Origin of the sequence: Bacillus sp. NH11B, from assembly GCF_001884205.1 — a bacterium.
Lineage (GTDB): Bacteria > Bacillota > Bacilli > Bacillales > Bacillaceae_G > Bacillus_A > Bacillus_A proteolyticus.
The window spans coordinates 43,720-63,855 of the sequence record NZ_MAOG01000124.1 but is presented as its reverse complement, the minus strand read 5'-3'; the positions used below and the strand labels follow the sequence as shown (position 1 = coordinate 63,855).

General features: G+C 36.2%; 17 protein-coding genes and 1 riboswitch. Of the genes, 7 read left to right on the top strand and 10 right to left on the bottom strand.

The features are described from left to right. Positions 1-29: 29 nt before the first annotated feature. The 3 genes from BAU27_RS22940 to BAU27_RS22930 form a co-directional block, all read right to left on the bottom strand. Entirely contained in the window at positions 30-776 is a 747-nt protein-coding gene (locus BAU27_RS22940; RefSeq protein ID WP_071772048.1) for a hypothetical protein, read from the bottom strand. 3 nt (positions 777-779) lie between these two features. Beyond that, a complete protein-coding gene (locus BAU27_RS22935) occupies positions 780-1,388 on the bottom strand; it encodes an SAM-dependent methyltransferase (protein ID WP_071772047.1) in 609 nt (202 codons plus the stop codon). Between the two features lie 151 nt (positions 1,389-1,539). Continuing rightward, positions 1,540-2,655: a M20 peptidase aminoacylase family protein gene (locus BAU27_RS22930; protein WP_071772046.1), complete on the bottom strand. Its 1,116-nt coding sequence runs from the start codon at positions 2,653-2,655 to the stop codon at positions 1,540-1,542. A 277-nt stretch (positions 2,656-2,932) separates the two neighbouring features. On the opposite strand from BAU27_RS22930, the gene nhaC reads away from it, so the two are divergent. Then, positions 2,933-4,354 (top strand): Na+/H+ antiporter NhaC, encoded by a 1,422-nt coding sequence (gene nhaC / locus BAU27_RS22925; RefSeq protein WP_071747228.1) that lies wholly within the window; start codon positions 2,933-2,935, stop codon positions 4,352-4,354. On the opposite strand, the gene BAU27_RS22920 is transcribed toward nhaC, so the two are convergent. Next, positions 4,351-5,628 carry a transcriptional regulator gene (locus tag BAU27_RS22920; protein ID WP_071772045.1) on the bottom strand — a complete coding sequence of 426 codons (1,278 nt, stop codon included), beginning with the start codon at positions 5,626-5,628 and terminating at the stop codon, positions 4,351-4,353. The two genes, nhaC and BAU27_RS22920, sit on opposite strands and share 4 nt — an antisense overlap. A 92-nt stretch (positions 5,629-5,720) precedes the next feature. On the opposite strand from BAU27_RS22920, the gene BAU27_RS22915 reads away from it, so the two are divergent. Continuing rightward, positions 5,721-6,830, top strand: coding sequence for a mandelate racemase/muconate lactonizing enzyme family protein (locus tag BAU27_RS22915; RefSeq protein WP_071772044.1), 1,110 nt, complete (start codon positions 5,721-5,723; stop codon positions 6,828-6,830). Between the two features lie 14 nt (positions 6,831-6,844). Further along, on the top strand, positions 6,845-7,540 hold the full coding sequence (locus tag BAU27_RS22910) for an N-acetyltransferase (protein WP_071772043.1): 696 nt from the start codon (positions 6,845-6,847) through the stop codon (positions 7,538-7,540). A gap of 293 nt (positions 7,541-7,833) precedes the next feature. On the opposite strand, the gene BAU27_RS22905 is transcribed toward BAU27_RS22910, so the two are convergent. The 5 genes from BAU27_RS22905 to rlmD form a co-directional block, all read right to left on the bottom strand. Next, positions 7,834-8,541 (bottom strand): M48 family metallopeptidase, encoded by a 708-nt coding sequence (locus BAU27_RS22905; protein WP_071772042.1) that lies wholly within the window; start codon positions 8,539-8,541, stop codon positions 7,834-7,836. Between the two features lie 95 nt (positions 8,542-8,636). Next, entirely contained in the window at positions 8,637-9,155 is a 519-nt protein-coding gene (locus BAU27_RS22900; protein WP_071772041.1) for a YehS family protein, read from the bottom strand. Positions 9,156-9,841: 686 nt separating this feature from the next. After that, positions 9,842-11,860, bottom strand: a complete 2,019-nt coding sequence (locus BAU27_RS22895) for a GAF domain-containing sensor histidine kinase (protein WP_071747222.1) — start codon at positions 11,858-11,860, stop codon at positions 9,842-9,844. Positions 11,861-12,183: 323 nt separating this feature from the next. Further along, positions 12,184-13,173, bottom strand: a complete 990-nt coding sequence (locus BAU27_RS22890; protein ID WP_071747221.1) for a tRNA dihydrouridine synthase — start codon at positions 13,171-13,173, stop codon at positions 12,184-12,186. A 161-nt stretch (positions 13,174-13,334) separates the two neighbouring features. Then, entirely contained in the window at positions 13,335-14,711 is a 1,377-nt protein-coding gene (gene rlmD / locus BAU27_RS22885; protein WP_071772040.1) for a 23S rRNA (uracil(1939)-C(5))-methyltransferase RlmD, read from the bottom strand. Between the two features lie 121 nt (positions 14,712-14,832). Next, positions 14,833-14,934: riboswitch (purine riboswitch) on the top strand. A gap of 202 nt (positions 14,935-15,136) precedes the next feature. On the opposite strand from rlmD, the gene BAU27_RS22880 reads away from it, so the two are divergent. Then, a complete protein-coding gene (locus tag BAU27_RS22880) occupies positions 15,137-16,333 on the top strand; it encodes a NupC/NupG family nucleoside CNT transporter (RefSeq protein WP_071747219.1) in 1,197 nt (398 codons plus the stop codon). Positions 16,334-16,380: 47 nt separating this feature from the next. Here the strand turns inward: BAU27_RS22880 and BAU27_RS22875 are convergent, their stop codons facing one another. Next, positions 16,381-17,088 carry a hypothetical protein gene (locus BAU27_RS22875; protein ID WP_071747218.1) on the bottom strand — a complete coding sequence of 236 codons (708 nt, stop codon included), beginning with the start codon at positions 17,086-17,088 and terminating at the stop codon, positions 16,381-16,383. Between the two features lie 219 nt (positions 17,089-17,307). Between BAU27_RS22875 and BAU27_RS32415 the strand changes: the two genes are divergently transcribed. From BAU27_RS32415 to BAU27_RS22865, 3 genes are all read left to right on the top strand, one after another. Further along, a complete protein-coding gene (locus BAU27_RS32415) occupies positions 17,308-17,481 on the top strand; it encodes a hypothetical protein (protein WP_165616077.1) in 174 nt (57 codons plus the stop codon). Between the two features lie 148 nt (positions 17,482-17,629). Beyond that, a complete protein-coding gene (locus tag BAU27_RS22870; protein WP_071772039.1) occupies positions 17,630-18,712 on the top strand; it encodes a polysaccharide deacetylase family protein in 1,083 nt (360 codons plus the stop codon). Between the two features lie 116 nt (positions 18,713-18,828). Beyond that, positions 18,829-20,058, top strand: coding sequence for an aminopeptidase (locus BAU27_RS22865; protein ID WP_071772038.1), 1,230 nt, complete (start codon positions 18,829-18,831; stop codon positions 20,056-20,058). Positions 20,059-20,136 lie beyond the last annotated feature (78 nt).

The following is a 20,136-nucleotide window of genomic DNA, read 5'->3' as shown; positions in this document are numbered from 1 at the left end:
CGCTACCAATAGGTAGCGCGTCTTTTTTATTATATTTCATGTAAATAGTTATCAAGTTCCTTCCAACCCATTACTGTATAAGGTGTTCCTACATTCAATACTACTTTTACATTTTCTGCTACTACTTGCATTCTCTTAGTTGGGTTATCTCTTTTTCCTGAAGGATAAATAGCGAGTTTCATCATTTCTTGCTTTCCATCTTCATAAATCCTTTTCTTTAAACCGAATTGGTTAATTTGTTCCTTGGAAGGCACTTCTTCGCCTTCCCAGTCACATATTTCAAATAGCGGATACCGATCTCCGTGCCATTCCTCAATAATCTCAATGACTTTAAGAATAATATAACTCCCTGATACTAATTCATAACTAACAGCATCACCTGCTTTTAAAGAAGTATTAGCTATAAATCTCTTCGGCACTTTTTTAGCTTCTGGCTGCGGAGAATGTAACTGTTCTCTTAGTTTATTTAAAACTACTTCACGTTTCTTCTGTAATTTAGGTTCTTCTTCCCAGCGGGCTAAATCTGCACCACTCTCTATTATTTGCAATGCCTCCTGCTTAACATTCTCTTGAAGTCTCCCTAACTTCCATTGTATGGAAGGAAATACTAACCAAAAAACAATAGTTTCTTCATCATCTAATTCATTCTTGTATTCCTCAATTACAATCCTACTTGCTTCCTCATTTGAATATTCATTTGCTAACAAATCCTTATACAGTAACTTAATATCTTCAGCAATATCGTCTGATAATATCGCTACTCCCCAAGCACCCATACATTAACACTCCAATCTATACACTAAAAACCTCTCATTCCCATTCTTCTCATAAGCACCCGGTAACCTTACTTCCTTCTTCAGCTCAAATGCAGTCTGATTCTCTAAGAAGAAAATATAATCCTCCGAAGGATAGTATAAAATAATATCCACTTCTCTCTCTGTTTCTTCTACCGAAAGCAAAATGTTATTCACTACGTTCATAAATACTTGTACAGAAAATGGATTGAAGAAATAAAACCGATTATCACGCGGATCAATCTCATATTCTTGTGCTAAACAGCACTCAAATTGAATTTTATCTTTACTGTTCCTCACCTTTCTTGCATAACGCTCAAGGTTTTCCGTCGCTTCTTTATAAAGCTCTTCATTCATCTCAATTCCAACTGCTGAAGCAGCGCACTTATGATGCATGTAAAAGTTTAGCCGCCCTTTTCCGCATCCAAAGTCTACAATTCGGTCGCTACTTTTAATTTCGTATTGGTTCAATAACTCATCTAATCCGCTATATGGCGTCGGTTCATAACGATGGTAATGCATAGACTTATTAAATCCTTTTTGCTCTCCGACTGTTTTTATATTTAATACAGCATCGTAATATTGTTCGTTCATTCGTTTGCTCCTATTAAGAAATATTACTATTATTATACACCACGTACTGGAGGAGAATTTTTCATCAAATTAATTGATACGTGAAATTATATTGTCGCTAAATCGAATATATCGACTTAACGACAAATTCCTACAAAAAAACAGGAGCTCTCTAGCCCCTGTTTTCTAATACTTTCAATACAGTTTGTTTCAATATTTCTACTCCATCCATTATGCAAGAATGGTCAAACTTCATATACGGATGGTGTAATCCAGGTTGTAGGTTTGCCCCTAGTCCTAGCATGACAGCTTTTAAATGTGGTCTCTTCACTGTGTAGTAATGGAAATCATCGCTTCCTGTTGTATACAGTGGTCCCGTACATCCCTCTTCCCCGTACACTGCAAGAATGCCTTTTCGCATAAAGCGCTCTGCCTCTTCTGAAACCTCTGCTCCTGGTGCAAGATCGATCCACTCATAAGAAACTTTAGATCCCATCGATTCAGCTGATTGAATTACTTGCTCTATTTTTTTCTTTAATTCATTTAGTAATATGTTATTTTCTGCTCTTACATCTAAACTAAAATGTCCGTTACCTGGAATGATATTTAGATTATCACCACCAGCTTGGCACCTCGTCATCTTAACTGAATACGAGGTCTGTGGTGGTAGCCATATATTCTTCAAACCGATATTAATCATAGAAATGACATCAATTGCATTTATCCCTTGATGCGGGCGTGCCCCATGTGCATCATCTCCGTGAATCATACCTTCTAAAAACCCTGCTGCTCCGTGACGAATAGACGGTGCAGCTTGTTTCAAAGGCAGTTCTTCAATCGGCCTTAAATGAACACCAAATAAGAAATCTGCATCATCCACGGCGCCCTTCTCTACCATCTTTAAAGAACCATTTCCTTTTTCCTCTGCCGGCTGAAAAATAAATCTAACAGTACCGCTATCCCATCTCATATTTTTCAGTTGTAAAATAAGGCCCATCACAATTGTCATATGAGCATCGTGACCACACGAATGGTTTGCTTTAAACTCCCCGTCTACTTCTTGCCAAAGTGCATCCATATCAGCACGAATCGCGATAACTGGATTACCGCTTCCTATTTCAGCAATCACGCCTGGGCAATCATCAAATATTTTATATGAAATTCCTTCTTCTTTTAAAAAATTAGTAATATACGCTGTCGTTTCATACTCTTTCCAACTCACTTCAGGGTTTTCGTGTAAATGCTGAAAAATTTCCGTTAAACGCTCTTGTAGTTCTAATGTTTTCAACGTTTCATTCTCCTTCCCAAATTACAAACCATTCAGGTTAATTATACTTATGAAAAACAGATGTTTTTATGAACATATTGAATTTTAAGAAAAAAGTCAATTATTTATTTTCAAGCGCTATTAATAACTCATTTCCACTCACCTTATACAGAAAGAACATTCGTTATTTTCTGTTTTTTATTGACGCTTACATATATTTTTAGTTATTATAACTTAATAAACGTCTATTTTGCGACAATTCAAAAAAATACAAACATACATAATGAGGAGGCAGTTTATGAAAAAAGAAATACCTTTTGGCGTAGCAATAATCCCTATTATCATTACAGTTGCAGTTATGATGGTTACAATTGTTGTATTAAAACAAAGCCCTCACGTCCCACTTATTATCGGTACAACCGTTGCTTCTATCGTCGCTTGGCGCTATGGCTACAAATGGAACGATCTTGAAGAAGCAATGTATAAAGGAATTCGCCTCGCATTACCCGCTATCGTTATCATTATTCTTGTAGGTTTAACGATCGGTGCTTGGATTGGCGGTGGAATCGTCGCAACAATGATTTATTACGGTTTAGAACTTTTAACTCCATCACTATTTTTAGTTTCAATTACCGTGATTTGTTCTATCGTTGCGTTAGCGATTGGTAGCTCCTGGTCTACAATGGGAACAATTGGTGTTGCTGGAATGGGTATTGGCCTAAGTATGGGAATCCCAGCCCCAATGGTTGCTGGTGCCATTATTTCAGGCTCTTATTTCGGCGATAAAATGTCACCGCTTTCAGACACGACGAACTTAGCCGCAGGATTAACAAATACAGATTTATTCGTGCATATCCGTCATATGTTATATACTACAATCCCAGGTTTAATTATTACTCTTATCGTCTATGCGTTCTTAGGAAGAGGGTTCGGCGATAACAATATTGATGCAAAAAGCATCGATCAAACATTACAAGTATTGCAACAAAACTTTGTTATTTCACCTTTCCTATTAATCATACCTGTAGTCGTTATGGTATTGGTCGCTAAAAAAGTACCAGCTATACCAGCTATTCTCGTAGGTATCATTTTAGGGTTTCTATCCCAGGTCTTTATTCAAGGTGGTTCTGTCTCAGCCGCTGTCGGTGCACTCCAAACTGGATTTGTCATAGACACTGGAAACAAGCTAGTAGACGAACTATTTAACCGCGGTGGCTTAGATTCGATGATGAATACAGTTTCTATGACAATTGTCGCTATGACTTTCGGCGGAGTATTAGAACATACTGGAATTCTTCGCTCAATTGTAAATCAAATTTTAAAATTAGCGACATCAGCAAAGGGACTTATCGCTTCTACTATCGCATCTTGCTTTGCAACAAACCTCACTTGCTCTGAACAATATATTTCGATTGTTGTTCCTTCAAGAATGTATGCAAATGCATACACAGAAAAAGGACTACATTCTAAAAATTTATCCAGAGCATTAGAAGATGGTGGAACATTAACTTCTGTTTTCGTACCTTGGAATACATGTGGTGTATTTATACTCGCAACACTTGGAGTCGGTGCATTCGAATATGCTCCTTATGCTATATTGAATTTCATCGTACCTATTATCTCCATCATTTACGGCATAACTGGTCTCACAATTACGAAGCTATCGGATATTGAAAAAGCAGACCTACTGAAAAAACAAAAAGCTCAACTAGAAGCTTAAAATTTTTGAAACGAATACAATGGTAAATTCAGCTCATATATTGCGCGAGGGCGCCCTTGTTGATAGGGCATTTCCTCGCCGCAAATATTGGCATACCTATAATCAACTAATTTCTTTAACAGCCTTTCCGTCGATCGCCGAGTCACTTGTAAGTACTCAGAAAGATCGGCCGCTGTAAATTTCAATGATGGATGCGACTGACTAAATTGAATAATTTTTGACAAGTTTGCAGGACTAAGCTTCGTTTCCTTTGCTATTTTCATTAATTCAGGATTATCGTTTTTTAAACTTTGTACTCTCTGTTCTTTCGGGAACGGACCAAATAATTCTTTATCACTTGTTAGTATATAAAAACAGCGTTCTATCGGATTATTTTTTGCGAAACCTTGAGCAATTTTTGCATTTTGTTCCGCTTCATTTACTGTTTTTCCGTAACCAAATCCAATAGATACCGCTCCTTCTACACTTGTAAATACGTTATCTATCATATTTGTTTTTATAATCGATTCGATATCACCACGAGTTGTATACAAAATGAAAGTCATGTCATCAACTTGTTTGAATGAACCACGTAATTCTTTTGAAATAACATCTAGTTGTTCAATTAAATCTTTTCGTAGTTCTAAAGAAGAAATCATACAAGCACCAACAGTAGCTGAATGGCTTTTTGCTAACTCAGCTTTTATTTTTGCATCTTTTAATCCATGTATAATTGATTGCGTCGGATCTATCATACGCTCTGAAGGAATACCTATTTTTTGAAGTTCATTGTAGACAGCGTGAATACTAGTTAAAGCTAAATGAGCCGCTCCAGATTGATATTTAGCTAAATGAAAATCAATGATACTCTTAATTTCATTGTTACTCCACAACATATTTTCATAATCCATCACTTGCGGAGTTTCTTTCAGGCCGATATCATGGAACACATTTGTAATAAACGAACGATCTACTAAATCAATTGAAATTTTATGAGGTTGAATACCTTGATGATATAATATAGAAAGAATTGAAGATGCAACAGTTGTCTCATCTTGCTGCAAATATACACTTGGAATTGGTAATTGTTCTCTTATTTCTTTTGCCATATAATAAGGTAAAGCACCTGAGAAAAAGATGACATCACAAGGCTTTAAACGCTTTAATAGTTCAGAAGATTCTGTTGGATAAAGATAAATATATGGATCAATCTCTATTTCTTCTAGTTTATGAGCAATAGGTAAAAGTGTCTCCATAAACTCTTTTGAACCGACAACTGCAATTTTTATCATCATTTCTCTAACTCCTTATCATCAATTAACGACTATTTAACGTCAACTATATCAAATGTACAAAACCATTGTAAACAGGAAGGGGTCTTTATTCAATGAAAATTACAGCTATTCACCTTTACGCAATTCGTTTACCGCTTCGCGATCCGTTTGTTATTAGTTATGGTTCTTATTCTGATATGCCTTCTATTATCGTCAAAATGGAAACAGATGAAGGCATTATTGGTTACGGTGAGGGCGTTGCTGATGACCACGTTACAGGCGAATCATGGGAAAGTACTTTCCATACTTTAAAACATACACTAGCCCCTACTCTTATCGGACAAAATCCAATGAATATCGAAAAAATACACGATATGATGGACAATACCATTTACGGTGTTCCTACAGCAAAAGCTGCGATTGATATCGCTTGTTTTGATATAATAGGCAAAAAACTAAATCAACCTGTATATCAATTAATTGGCGGACGCTACCATGAAGAGTTTCCTGTCACTCACGTCTTAAGTATTGCAAGTCCAGAAAATATGGCTGAAGAAGCTGCTTTGATGATTCAAAAAGGTTACCAATCTTTCAAAATGAAAGTCGGTACGAATGTAAAAGAAGATGTAGCGAGAATTGAAGCTGTACGCGAACGTGTAGGAAATGATATCGCGATTCGCGTCGATGTAAACCAAGGTTGGAAAAATAGCGCAAACACATTAACAGCACTTCGTTCATTAGGACATTTAAACATTGACTGGATTGAACAACCTGTAGTAGCAGACGATATTGACGCAATGGCCCATATTCGTTCTAAAACAGACCTTCCGCTCATGATTGATGAAGGATTAAAAGGCTCTCGTGAAATGCGCCAAATTATTAAATTAGACGCAGCTGATAAAGTGAATATAAAACTAATGAAATGCGGTGGCATATATCCAGCTGTAAAACTCGCTCATCAAGCTGAAATGGCAGGCATTGAATGCCAAGTTGGATCGATGGTCGAATCATCTGTTGCCTCTTCCGCAGGATTCCATGTCGCTTTCTCAAAAAAAATCATTACTAGTGTCGAACTTACAGGTCCATTAAAATTCACGAAAGACATCGGAAACCTACATTACGATGTACCATTTATTCGCTTAAACGAAAAACCAGGACTCGGCATTGAAATAAACGAAAATACATTACAAGAATTAACCGTCTTTCAAGACGTTGTACGCTAAAGGAGGACTAACACATGACGATTCTTTACGAAGGAACATTAAAACAAAACAACGATCCATTTCACGTTACATTACTATCTTTAGAACATATAGAACAAATTTTATCATTACAAAACGTTGTAGTTGAAGCGCTAGAGGATAAAGGTCGTTTACAACCACTCTCGCTAGAAGAATTTCAATACATTCTAGAAGGAAATGGCATGATGATTGGTGCCTTTATAGAAAACGAGCTCATCGCATTTCGTGCCCTACTCGTTCCTCCTATCGATGATGAACATTTAGGGCTTGATATTGGCCTATTAGAAAGTGAACTACACCGCGTTATCTATCAAGAAATCTCAAACGTTCATCCGAACTGTCGCGGAAATGGTATGCAAAAAATATTAGCGGCAGTTATAATGGGTGAATTACAAAAAGAAGACAGCAAATACGATTACGTTTGCTGCACAGTTGCGCCTTTTAACATTCCGAGTTTAAAAGATAAGTTTGCGCAAGGAATGGAGATTGCTGCGCTGAAGGAGAAGTACGGCGGGAGTATGCGATATGTTTTTGTGAAGGAGTTGCGCGGGGATAAAGAAAGCAATTGGACGGATATTAAAGATGTTCCGATGAGTGATGTTAGTGAAAAGCAATCGTTACTTTCGGAGGGGTATCGCGGGTATGAGATGGAGAAAACAAACGATACTTTCATTGTGAAGTTTGGACGATAATTTATATACAAAAAGAAAAGGATGTCACCTATTCAAAAATTTGAATGGCGACCTCCTCTTCTCTTTTGATGAACTGTACCTTGGTAAATGAAATTATATGAGCGATTTTTTGAATATATCGACCACAACTTCAAATATATCAGCGATTTTTAAAATATGTCGACCACAACTTCAAATATATCAGCGATTTTTGAAATATATCGACCGTAACTCCAAATATATCAGCGATTTTTGAAATATATCGACTTACCGACAAAGATTGACAATAATCGCAACCTATATAATCCACATTACTAAACCGTCATCTTCCAACTCGATAACGCTAACCAGTTTTCCATTTCCTTATAATCAGGCATTATCTTCCCGACAAGACGCCAAAAAGATCGATCATGATTTAAATGGACCATATGACACATTTCATGAACAACTACATAGTCAATTACCTGCTGTGGTGCCATTGCTAGCTTCCAATTAAACGTTAACTGCAAGTTCGAATCACAAGTTCCCCATGTACGGCTACTATCTGTAATACGAATAGAACGCGGTTTTGTTTTAAAGTTATTTTGATGTGCTTTAATACTCTTCTCTACTAACGCCTTGCACTGCTTATAGTAAAATCGTTTTAAAGCTTGCTGTATTTTCTCATCCTTAAGCTCTTTCACATAAATGTGGAGCTTATCTCCTTCAAAAATCGCATTGTCTTGCTCAATACTTATATCCTGAGAAATCTGTATCGGATACGTGTTTCCTAAATACAGAAACCCCTCTCCTTGATCATAAGCCTTTTCCTGTGGACCACGCATTCTCTCTTGCATTTCCTTACGTGTTTTCTGAATCCAATCCCATTTCTCCTCTAGCAACTGGACTAAGTATTCAACAGGTGTACCTTTTGGAGCCTGCACTTCCACATTTCCATACGAATCTACAAAAAGACGCACGGACTTTTTCTTCTTATAAGTTATATGAAAATTAATTGTCTCACCTAAATATGTATGTACCATTTCATCACCTAGCATATTATTTTTACAAATAAAAAAGAGTAGGATACGAACGTCCTACTCTATCTATTATATCATTTACTGCTTTAACGAACTTATTATCCTCTATACTTTACACCTAATCCCTTAATGAAATTCCTTGCGTATCTATCGCCACACTCTTTGTAATTTTTATGGCCTTTTTTTCTTAACAGAGCGCCTAACTCTCCTTTTGTTACCGTAACGCCTACGCTATCTAATATATCAAGTACATCTTCACTCGTTAATGAAAGTGCAATTTTCATTTTCTTTAAAAGAAGGTTATTGGCACTCTCCTTGCTCTGTACAGGTGCCGGTTGTCCTGGTTTCGGATCTTGCTTTCCTCTTTTTAAAGTAATAAATCCATTTAAAAATGCCTCTAACATCATCATATCGCATGTTAGTACGTACTCATCTTCGATTACATCGTCATTTTCAACTTCATGTTGCGGCGCTCTCTTTATTTTTGTAAGCATATCAACTACATCTTCTTTCGTTACTTCCATCCCGCCAAGTTTAAAGATTTCCACCATATCTATATCTCTTATATCTAAAGCATATCTTACTCTTTTTAATATATCGTTGTTGCTCATTGCCATTGTTTTTCCTCCTGAAATGTTGATTATAATAATGCTTTTAGCATGTGTAAATTAATGTCGTTAAGTTACTACTTTAACATTTTAGGGGGAGGTTTTGTAGTCTTAGGTGGATTAATATACTTTTGGGGATGATTTTAAAACAGCAACATATGTTGTTTAGGCACTTTGAATTATCCATTTAAGCCCAATCGAATTATAATGCTACTAGAGTTAATATGGGAGTGAATCAATATTGAATTATCTAATTGGTTATAAAGATGCTGAATGAAACTTCGGACATGAGGATCCAATGCTAACAGAATATACATATGGAGAGTCAGGATCTGATACTTAAAAGTACAAAAGGGAGATTTTCTATCCTTTCATAAAACAATACATAACAAGCTCTATATAACCGCATATTATGTGGTCGAAGAATTCGCGCTTATAAAAGATATCAAACTATGTAAAGAAGAATTAAAATCAAATACCGTAAAAGGTATTTTAGTTGGCAATAGGATAACTCCTTCCTTTGAAGATGATATTAATAAAGCAAAAAAGGATGGGATAATCGTACGAAATTACGGATGGGGATTTACAATTAATTAACACACTTGAAAATGGACTAACCTGATATAGGTTAGTCCATTTCTTTTTATACAACTCTAAATTTGTGATACGGTTCACCTTAACTAATCTAAACGAGGTTATTGTTTATTATTTATATAATTAAATTTAACAAAAAAGATTGTGCCTTCCGATCCTGTTTGAATTTCTATTTTTGCATTATGACGGGCAGCAATGGCATAACATATGCCTAACCCCAATCCAGTTCCATTATCTTTGGTTGTATAAAATGGAGTACCCAGTTTCTCTAATACTTCAGGCTTGATACCTTTTCCTTGATCTCGCACTGCAAGCACCACACAATTTTGACCTTCCTTGTAAGTGCTAATGGTTAGTACTTTCCTTGTGCTCATCGCTTCTAAGCCATTACGATATAAGTTTATTAATAATTGCCGTATCTCATTACGGTTTAAAAGTAATTCCGGAATGTCATTTGTATCAACTTGAATATATTTATTTTGATTATACGTATCAACCTTTATTAAAGGAATAATGTCGTGAATAATTACATTTAAATCTAACATCTGCAAATCTGATTTCCTTGTATTACCCATTGAGAGAAATTCAGTAATAATAGAATTGGCACGATCAAGTTCTTCAATCATTAATTTAAAGTACTTATTATGTTTCTCATAGGTGTTCTCTTCTTTTAATAACTGCAAAAATCCCCGTACTGCTGTCATTGGATTTCTAATCTCATGACTGATACCTGCTGCCATTTGCCCTATTAACTCTATGTTGGATAACCTTTTCAATTCCTGCTCATATTGCTTTTTTTCCGTTATGTTTTTAAAAATACAACAAATACCATCATCATACGGGTATGCAATAACCTCGTGCCAATATTCATCAGAGGTAGAAAGAAATTCGAAATGAACTGTAGTTCGCTCTGACATTGCACGATGAAATTCCTTATACATAACTGTGTCGACGCTACTCCGGAAAATTTCCCATACATTCTTGCCTAATACATCTTTTGCTGTTTTTCTTTGTGGAAAATATTGATGCTTATTTACGTACGTAAATTCCCATTTATTATTCAAAGTAAAGAATCCATCCGTAATACTTTCAATCACACTTGTAACTTTTTCATTAGCAGCAGCTAGTTCTCTCGTTCGCTCTTCCACCATGCTTTCCAATTGATCCATATATAACAAGTTTGATAACGTAGGAGCTGTGGCATCAACGATAGATTTTGCCAGTTGAATTTTGGAATTATCGTAATTGTGAGTTTTTCCCTCTTTGCCAACGACGATTACCCCTAATACTCCTCCCATTGAAACCAATGGAATCATCAGTAGACCCTTACTATCTATATTTTTTGTTTGAATAACCTCTTGGATCTTGGCTTCATAGCTTTTCTCCATCCAATCCGCTTCTGTCCAATTGCAGTCCTTGCTTAACTTCGTTGTTTTAATCGTTGTTTTGTCTAGCGGGTCTAAAAGGTGGACGCCCATGTTTTTACTCTCTAAAATCTGTCCTAGGTAAAAAAAACATTTATCAAAACTCTCCTGTATCGAGGAACACATTGATAAATCACGGGTAACATTTAGTAACAGCTGCTTCTCGGCAATAAGGTTTTCCTTTTGTGTTAAATTATTTGCGTTTTGAATTGCGACCGCAGCCATATTTACATACGCTTCAACACTTTGAATTTCTGAATCTGTTAAGTTCATTGGAGCTCCATAATCAAATAAAAAAACCAGACCAAATAACTCCTGCCCAAATGAGATAGGCAGAGCTAATAAGGATTTAATTTTGAACGCATCAACTGGTCTCGGATCTGGTCGATGATCCTTTGAGGTATCAGGGATATAGATGGTTTTTTGGGTTTCAATAACCTCTTTTGCCAGTAAGTCTATTTCAGGATCAATTACCTGAGTATCGAGCGTTACGCCATTTATGGTCTCTGGTTTTCCTGCAAACCCTCTAAATGTTCCATCTTCCTGGGGTAAATAAATTCCAACAGCGTTGCACCTAACAATCTCCTCTGATATCGCCATTGTTACACGCTGCAATACTTCACGTAGTTCTAATTTTGTATTTATTATTTTTGTTATATTCGCGAGCCTAGAATATCTCGTCTGATCACTTAACATTCACATAGCCTCCAATTATAGGCATAATAAAGTAAAACTTTAATCAGCCCTCACCAATCGGGCTTTTACGGGTAGCACGACTCCCACCTAACTTCTTTGCACTAGCTGAATTTTGAGGTGGGAGTTTTACTACCCGGCAAATAGCGGGATAAAATAAACATGATAATATCAGTGAAAATCAAGACCAACCATTTTCTCCTGTATTCTTTGCTTACCCTTGTTTTACATAGAATACATCACTTACTTATGATACGGTTCACCTTAATTAAAATGAAACAAACACTAATTAAATCGCTATACCCCATCCCGCTAACTTTCAAAAGTTACAATGTTTCACTATCTCCATCCTTATCAACACTAGCCTCAAACTTATCAAGCAACGCACGCACTTCATCAGTCGATTTCGTGCTCATCAATTGATTTCGTAGTTCAGCAGCTCCAGGGAAGCCTTTTACATAAATTTTGAAGAAGCGATGAAGCCCTGTAATTGAGCGTGGCAGTACTTCTGCATATTGATCTTGAAGATCAAGTTGTAGTCTTAGAAGATCAAGATGTTCTTTACTACTATGTTCTCTTGGCTCTTTTTCAAAGGCAAATGGATTTTTGAAGATGCCTCGTCCGATCATTACGCCATCAATGCCGTATTTTTCGGCAAGTTCCATTCCAGTTTGACGGTCAGGAATGTCTCCATTGATTGTTATTAATGTATTTGGTGCGATACGGTCACGTAATTTTTTAATTTCTGGAATTAGCTCCCAATGCGCGTCTACTTGGCTCATTTCTTCTCTTGTACGTAAATGAATAGAAAGGTTCGCAATGTCTTGTTTGAAAATATGCGTTAACCAATCTTCCCACTCACTTAACTCTTTAAAGCCAAGTCGTGTTTTTACGCTGACAGGTAGTCCGCCCGCTTTTGCTGCTTGAATAAGTTCTGCTGCAACATCTGGACGTAGAATAAGGCCACTACCTTTTCCTCTCGATGCTACATTTGGTACTGGGCAGCCCATATTAATATCGATTCCTTTAAATCCTAGCTCTGCCATGCCAATACTCATTTGACGGAAATATTCAGGATTGTCTCCCCAAATATGTGCCACAATTGGTTGTTCATCTTCTGTAAAAATTAAACGACCACGTACACTTTTCATACCTTCTGGATGACAATAGCTATCCGAGTTTGTAAACTCTGTGAAGAATACATCTGGACAACCAGCTTCACTTACTACGTGACGGAAAACAACGTCTGTCACATCTTCCATTGGTGCAAGTACGAAAAATGGTCGTGGTAAATCACGCCAAAAATTATCTATCATTTCAAATTCAAATCCTCTCACTATGAATACAATTTCAAACTCTCAATTTATAATTTTTGAAAATCAGCAATATTTATTTTAACTAAAATCGTTTCTAAATGGTATTTTTATAAACCAAAAAGCAGATGGTATAGATTTTTTCTATATCAACTGCTTTTTTATTATACCAACTTAAGCCAAGCCACACACTCTACATGAGTCGTATGCGGGAACATATCAACAGGTTGTACTTCCTGCGTTTTATATCCGCCTTCTTCTAGTACTTTTAAATCACGTGCTAATGTTGCTGGGTTACATGATACGTATACGACGCGTTTTGGCTTCATGTCGATGATTGTGTTTAGTAGTGCTTCGTCACAGCCTTTACGCGGTGGATCTACGACCATTGTGTCAGCAATTACGCCTTCTTTGTACCATTTTGGAATGACTACTTCTGCTTCTCCTACGCCAAATTCAGCGTTTGTCATGTTGTTTAGTGCTGCGTTACGGTTTGCGTCTTCAATTGCTTCTGGGACGATTTCAACGCCGTACACTTTTTTTGCTTTTTGCGCTAGGAATAAGGAGATTGATCCGATTCCGCAATAGGCATCGATTACTGTTTCGTTACCGTCTAACTTTGCGTATTCTAACGTTTTATCGTATAGTACTTTCGTTTGTTCTGGGTTTACTTGATAGAATGAACGTGCCGAAATCGCAAATTTAATGTCACCGATAAAGTCATAAATATATTCTGATCCGTACAGTACTGTCGTTGTGTCTCCGAAGATTACGTTTGTACGCTTCGGGTTTACGTTTTGAACAATTGATTTTACTTCTGGGAATTTCGCAGCAATTTCTTCAATGATTGCTTTTTTGTTTGGTAGTTCAGCTGTGCGTGTAATAAAGACAAGCATAATTTCCCCTGTTACTTGTCCGTAGCGAGCCATTACGTGGCGAAGTGTTCCTTTGTTACGCTCTTCGTTGTACGCCGAGATACCATGTTTCTCACAAATACGTTTTACTTCTTGAATTAATGTATCGTTTTCTTCCGCCTGAATTAAGCATGATTCCATATTAATGATGTCATGCGTTCCTTGACGATAGAAGCCAGCTACAAGTCCGCCTTCACGTTCCCCAATTGGTACTTGTGCTTTATTGCGGTATACCCACGGGGTTTTCATACCAAGTACAGGATGAACAGGAACATCGTTTAGTCCTCCGATGCGCTGCATAACGTCGCGTACTTGTTTTTCTTTCGCTTGTAATTGTCCTTCATATGTTAAGTGCTGAAGCTGGCAACCGCCGCACTCATTGTACACTGGGCATTCTGCATCTTTACGATATGGACTTTCTTGATGAAGCTTCATTAAACGACCAAACGCGAAGTTTTTCTTCACTTTAATAATTTTAATTTGCGCTTCTTCACCTGGTAATCCGTTTTTAACGAAAATAGGATAGCCTTTTACTTTCGCAACACCGGCACCATCATGTGTTAAATCTTCAAATACTACATCTATAAACTCGTTTTTTTCAACTGGTGGCGTCATTTTTGTACTCATTTTCCGACCTCTCTTTTTCATAACACTGCGTTACATTTTATCATACTTATATGGTCTATTTCTATTGGAAGAAAAAAAGCTATTGACGATAGTTCTCTAGTAATGTTACGCTACTACTAATTTAATACGGACGATGTTACCTCATATATACTTGATAATATGGATCGAGAGTTTCTACCCGGCAACCTTAAATTGCTGGACTATGGGGAAAACTAATGAATATTAGCCTATGCGCAAAAAAGGACTCATATTGATTAGCTTTCTCTCATAGATGAAAGTGAATCCATATGGGTCTTTTTTTATTTTCATTTTTCTAAAAGGTCAGACATCTTACGTATGACATAAAACCTCTTTGTTTTATTTTTAGTAATATAACGAGCGTTTTATGTACAAACTTTATACGAACTTCTGAAAGGGGCAACTACATGCAATATGTAATGAGCATTATCGGCATTCTTGTCGTTTTAGGTTTATGTTTTGCTTTGTCAAACAACAAAAGTAAAATCAACTTCCGTGCAATTGCTATTATGATTGGTTTTCAAATTTTAATCGGTTGGTTTATGTTTGGCACAAAGATTGGTCAACAAATCATTGTTTTCATTGGTAAAGTTTTCAACAAACTAATTAAACTTGGTACGACAGGTGTCGATTTTCTCTTTAATGGAATTCAAAGAGATTTTGTCTTTTTCTTAAATGTATTATTAATTATCGTATTTTTCTCAGCACTACTTTCTATCTTTAGTTATTTAGGTGTTTTACCATTCATCGTTCGCGTTATCGGCGGTGCACTTTCAAAAATTACTGGTTTACCACGTGTTGAATCATTCCACGCAGTAAACTCTGTATTCTTCGGTTCAAGTGAAGCGTTAATCGTTATTAAAAACGATTTACAGCATTTTAATAAAAACCGTATGTTTATCATTTGTTGTTCTGCGATGAGTTCAGTTTCTGCTTCTGTTACAGCATCATACGTAATGATGTTAGATGCGAAATATGTACTAGCAGCTCTTCCACTAAACTTATTCTCAAGCTTAATCGTTTGTTCGTTATTAACACCAGTTGATACGAAAAAAGAAGATGAAGTGATTCAAAAATTTGATAGAACTCTATTCGGAGACAGCTTTATCGGTGCAATGATTAACGGTGCGCTTGATGGTTTAAAAGTAGCTGGTATCGTTGCCGCATTAATGATCGCCTTTATCGGTGTTATGGAAGTTGTAAACTACGTAATTAGCGCTGCTTCGGGTGCAATGGGATATGCTGTTACTTTACAACAAATCTTCGGTTATATACTTGCCCCATTCGCATTCTTAATGGGTATCCCAGTTCATGATATTATCCCAGCTGGTGGTATTATGGGTACGAAGATTGTCTTAAATGAATTCGTAGCAATCCTTGATTTAAAAGGCGCTGCTGCAACATTAGACCCACGTACAGTTGGAATCGTTACTGTATTCTTAATTAGCTTCGCAAGTATTAGCCAAATTGGGGCAATCGTTGGTACAATCCGTGCCCTTTCTGAAAAGCAAGGAAGCATCGTATCAAAATTCGGTTGGAAAATGCTATTTGCATCAACACTTGCGTCTATTTTATCTGCGACAATCGCTGGATTGTTTATTTAATAAAAAATCACCTTACTTGTTTAAGTAAGGTGATTTTTTTGGATTCTTTATGAAACTGAACGAAATTCAACTACTTCCTCTTTACTAATAAGTTTTCCTTCGTGTATACCTTTTACTGAAATATCAATAATAGATTTATCCTCTCCTTCAAGCTTACCTAAGGAAAATAAATAGATTAAATCTTCTTTTTGTAACATCCATTGCTTTCCATTCAATGGACCTAATATTCTTTTTTCTGAAGATGGTTTTATTTCTCCAACATACTGACATTCTCCAAAAGAAGTTTTTATTATATTTTTCTCTGTATCAATTACTATATGCTGAAATAGCTCTAGATTTTTACTTGAAACAATTTCTATCTCATGGTTACTTTTTTGTTTAAATTGCAGCTTTCCATCACTTGTATTAGATAAACTACTATTCTCAACAGCGTTCCTAAAAAAATTATATTCTTCTTCCGTAACACCAAAATTCGGATGATAAGGCTTCACCTGCTTATCTATATGCCCCGATATGTAGTTTACATACCACTCTTTATCATTTTTTACATGATCACTCATTTTTTTAGTAATAACCTCTACTTTTTTACGGGTATCACGATCCATCTCAATCGTCATAATATCCGCCGTAACTTCCGCGTTCATCAGATGCTTTGGAATATACTCTTCCACACTATTCGCCTTACTCACTTCACTTTGACAACCGACTATGAATAACGATATGAGCAGAATATATACTATTTTTTTATATTTCATTTCTGTTCTCCACTCCGTACATCAGTATTACTTTCATTTATAGCGTTTCTTATTATAGTTTAAAATCCTGATATTTTAATAGAAACTACTCTAAATATGCAAAATTGCATATTAATAAACCTTCCTCTTACTTTAAAATTAGCTTAAATCATTTACCAAAATATACAAATTACAAATGTAAAATGTTATAATTTGTAAAAAAACACATTGGAGGATACTATGAAAGCCCACGCTCTTTTCGACTTCTTACATTTACTAGTTTTAAGCATGAAAAGTTATTATGTATGGGGAATGCCGATCTATGTCTTCATTATTCCTCTTATTTTTGTAGTCGGTTATATTATTATCAATTCTAATAAGAAACGAAAGAATACCTCTATTCAAGGTCACTAATCTTTCGCTCTAATAGCTCCTCCTAAAAATCATATTCCCCTCATTTTCTTCAAATGATATGATGAACAAGGGTATATCCCCACCACTCTTATAGCGGTGGGGATTTTAATGTAAGCATGCACCATAATACACAATAGAAGGTGATTTCATGAAAAAATACGCAGCAATTGCTTTATGTACATCTGCCATTCTAGCAGGATGTAGTACTAGCAATGTAAGTCCAGAACCTAAAAAAGAGAAAAAGGTTCAAGAAGTTAAGAAACAAGAAGAGACCGTGCAAGAACAAGGTAAAATTTCTTATAATCCAATTACGCACGAATCTACAAACGTAAATATTCATATTACGGACATAAAGGATTCTTTAACCGAAGTACAATATAAAATTTGGCGCACTGCTGATGGAAAAGAAAATACTAAATCTTTTTCTTCTAAGGAAAAGGAGAAACAATTCACTATTCCTTTTGATATAAAGGAATTTGAAGGAAAACGTGGGGAATATCAAATTGAAGCATTAGGGATAAAAGAGGATGGGAAAACTATTCCGCTTACAAAGTCTACTATAACTTTCGAGCAAAAAATTCCTGTTCTTATGTATCATGCAATTGATGATTACCACGGACAAGGTATTAAAGATTTATTCGTATCTCCAGCTAACTTTGAAGCACAAATGAAATATTTAAAAGAAAATGGTTATACATTGTTAACGTTTGAACGCTGGGGCGATATTAATAAAGTAAACAAGCCGATTTTCGTTACATTTGATGACGGTATGAAAAATAATATGAATGCGTTTCATGTTTTACAAAAACTAAAAGACGATACATTTAAACCAGCGGCAACAGAATATATGATTGTTGATAATGTTGATGTAGAAGGAGCTCTTTCTACATCTGAAATAAAAGAAATGGTTGGTTCCTGCATTTTCTCTGTACAATCTCACACAGCAACACATGCAGACTTGCCGAAAATTACAAACTATGAAGAAGAATTAAAAGGATCGAAAGAGAAGCTCGAAAAAATAACAGGTAAGCCTGTTATCGCAATTGCTTATCCATTCGGTCATGTAGACGATAAAGTTGTCGCAGAAACAAAGAAATACTATCAATTTGCAACGACAACGAAGCCTGGACAATTCATTACGAAAGGTGAACCGGATGAGTTGTTAAAAATGAAACGTGTCCGTATACACCACACAACTACTGTGGAGCAATTCGCCTCTTCCATTAAATAAATGTGAGAGCTCAATACATTTTGAGCTCTCTTTTTACTTTATATTTATATATATTTTTAGAATTTTCTTGTATTATATATAGTAAGAAATCTTTCAAACTAAAGGAGATTATACATATGTCATTTGAACAAACGTTAGAGAAATATGCTGCTCTTGCAGTCAATGTTGGTGTTAATATTCAACCCGGACAAACTTTATCAATTAGTGCACCTCTTGAGGCTGTACAGTTTGTACGCCTCGTTACAGAAAAAGCATATAAATCTGGTGCAAAACACGTATATGTTGATTGGAATGATGAGACGTTAACACGCTTAAAGTTCGATCTAGCTCCTGAAGAAGCTTTCTCTGAATTTCCTTCTTGGAAAGCGCATGCTCGTGAAGAATTAGCAAAAGAAGGCGCTGCATTTATGTCTATTTATGCAGAAAATCCTGATTTATTAAAAGGTGTAGAAGCAACACGTATCGCAACTGCTCATAAAGTAGCCGGTGAAGCGATGAAAGTATACCGTGATTACGTACAAGCGGACAAAGTAAGCTGGTGTGTTATTTCTGTTCCTACGAAAGAATGGGCTGCGAAAGTATTCCCTGATGTAGCACCAGAGGAACAAGAAGCTAAACTATGGGATGCTATCTTCAAAGCTACTCGCGCTGATTTAGAGAATCCTGTGGAAGCATGGAAAGAACATGATGAAACGCTACATACAAAAGTTGATTACTTAAACGAAAAGCATTATAAAGCTCTTCATTATACAGGTCCTGGAACAGACTTAACGATCGAACTTCCAGAAAAGCATATATGGGCTGGTGCTGGTAGCCTAAATGAAAAGAACGTACCATTTATGGCTAATATCCCAACTGAAGAAGTATTTACAATGCCACTTAAAACAGGTGTGAACGGCCAAGTGTCTAGCACAAAACCGTTAGCATTTGCAGGTAACATTATCGATCACTTCACGTTAACATTTGAAAACGGACGTATCGTAGACTACAAAGCTGAATCTGGTGAAGAAGCTTTAAAACATTTAGTAGAAACAGATGAAGGCTCTCACTTCTTAGGAGAAGTAGCTTTAGTGCCTCATGACTCACCAATTTCAAACACAAATATTTTATTCTACAATACGCTATTTGATGAAAACGCATCTTGCCACCTTGCAATCGGAAGCGCTTATGCATTTAACTTAGTTGGCGGAAAAACAATGTCTAAAGAAGAACTTGCTGAAAATGGTGCAAACGCTAGTATTACACACAACGACTTCATGATCGGATCAGCTGAGCTTGATATCGACGGTATTACAGCTGATGGAAGACATGAGCCGATTTTCCGTAAAGGTAACTGGGCGTTTTAATATAAGAGGAGGCTACCCCAATGGGCAGCCTCCTCTTATTATGTCGTTTTTTCCGGCACATCAATATATTTCAAAAAT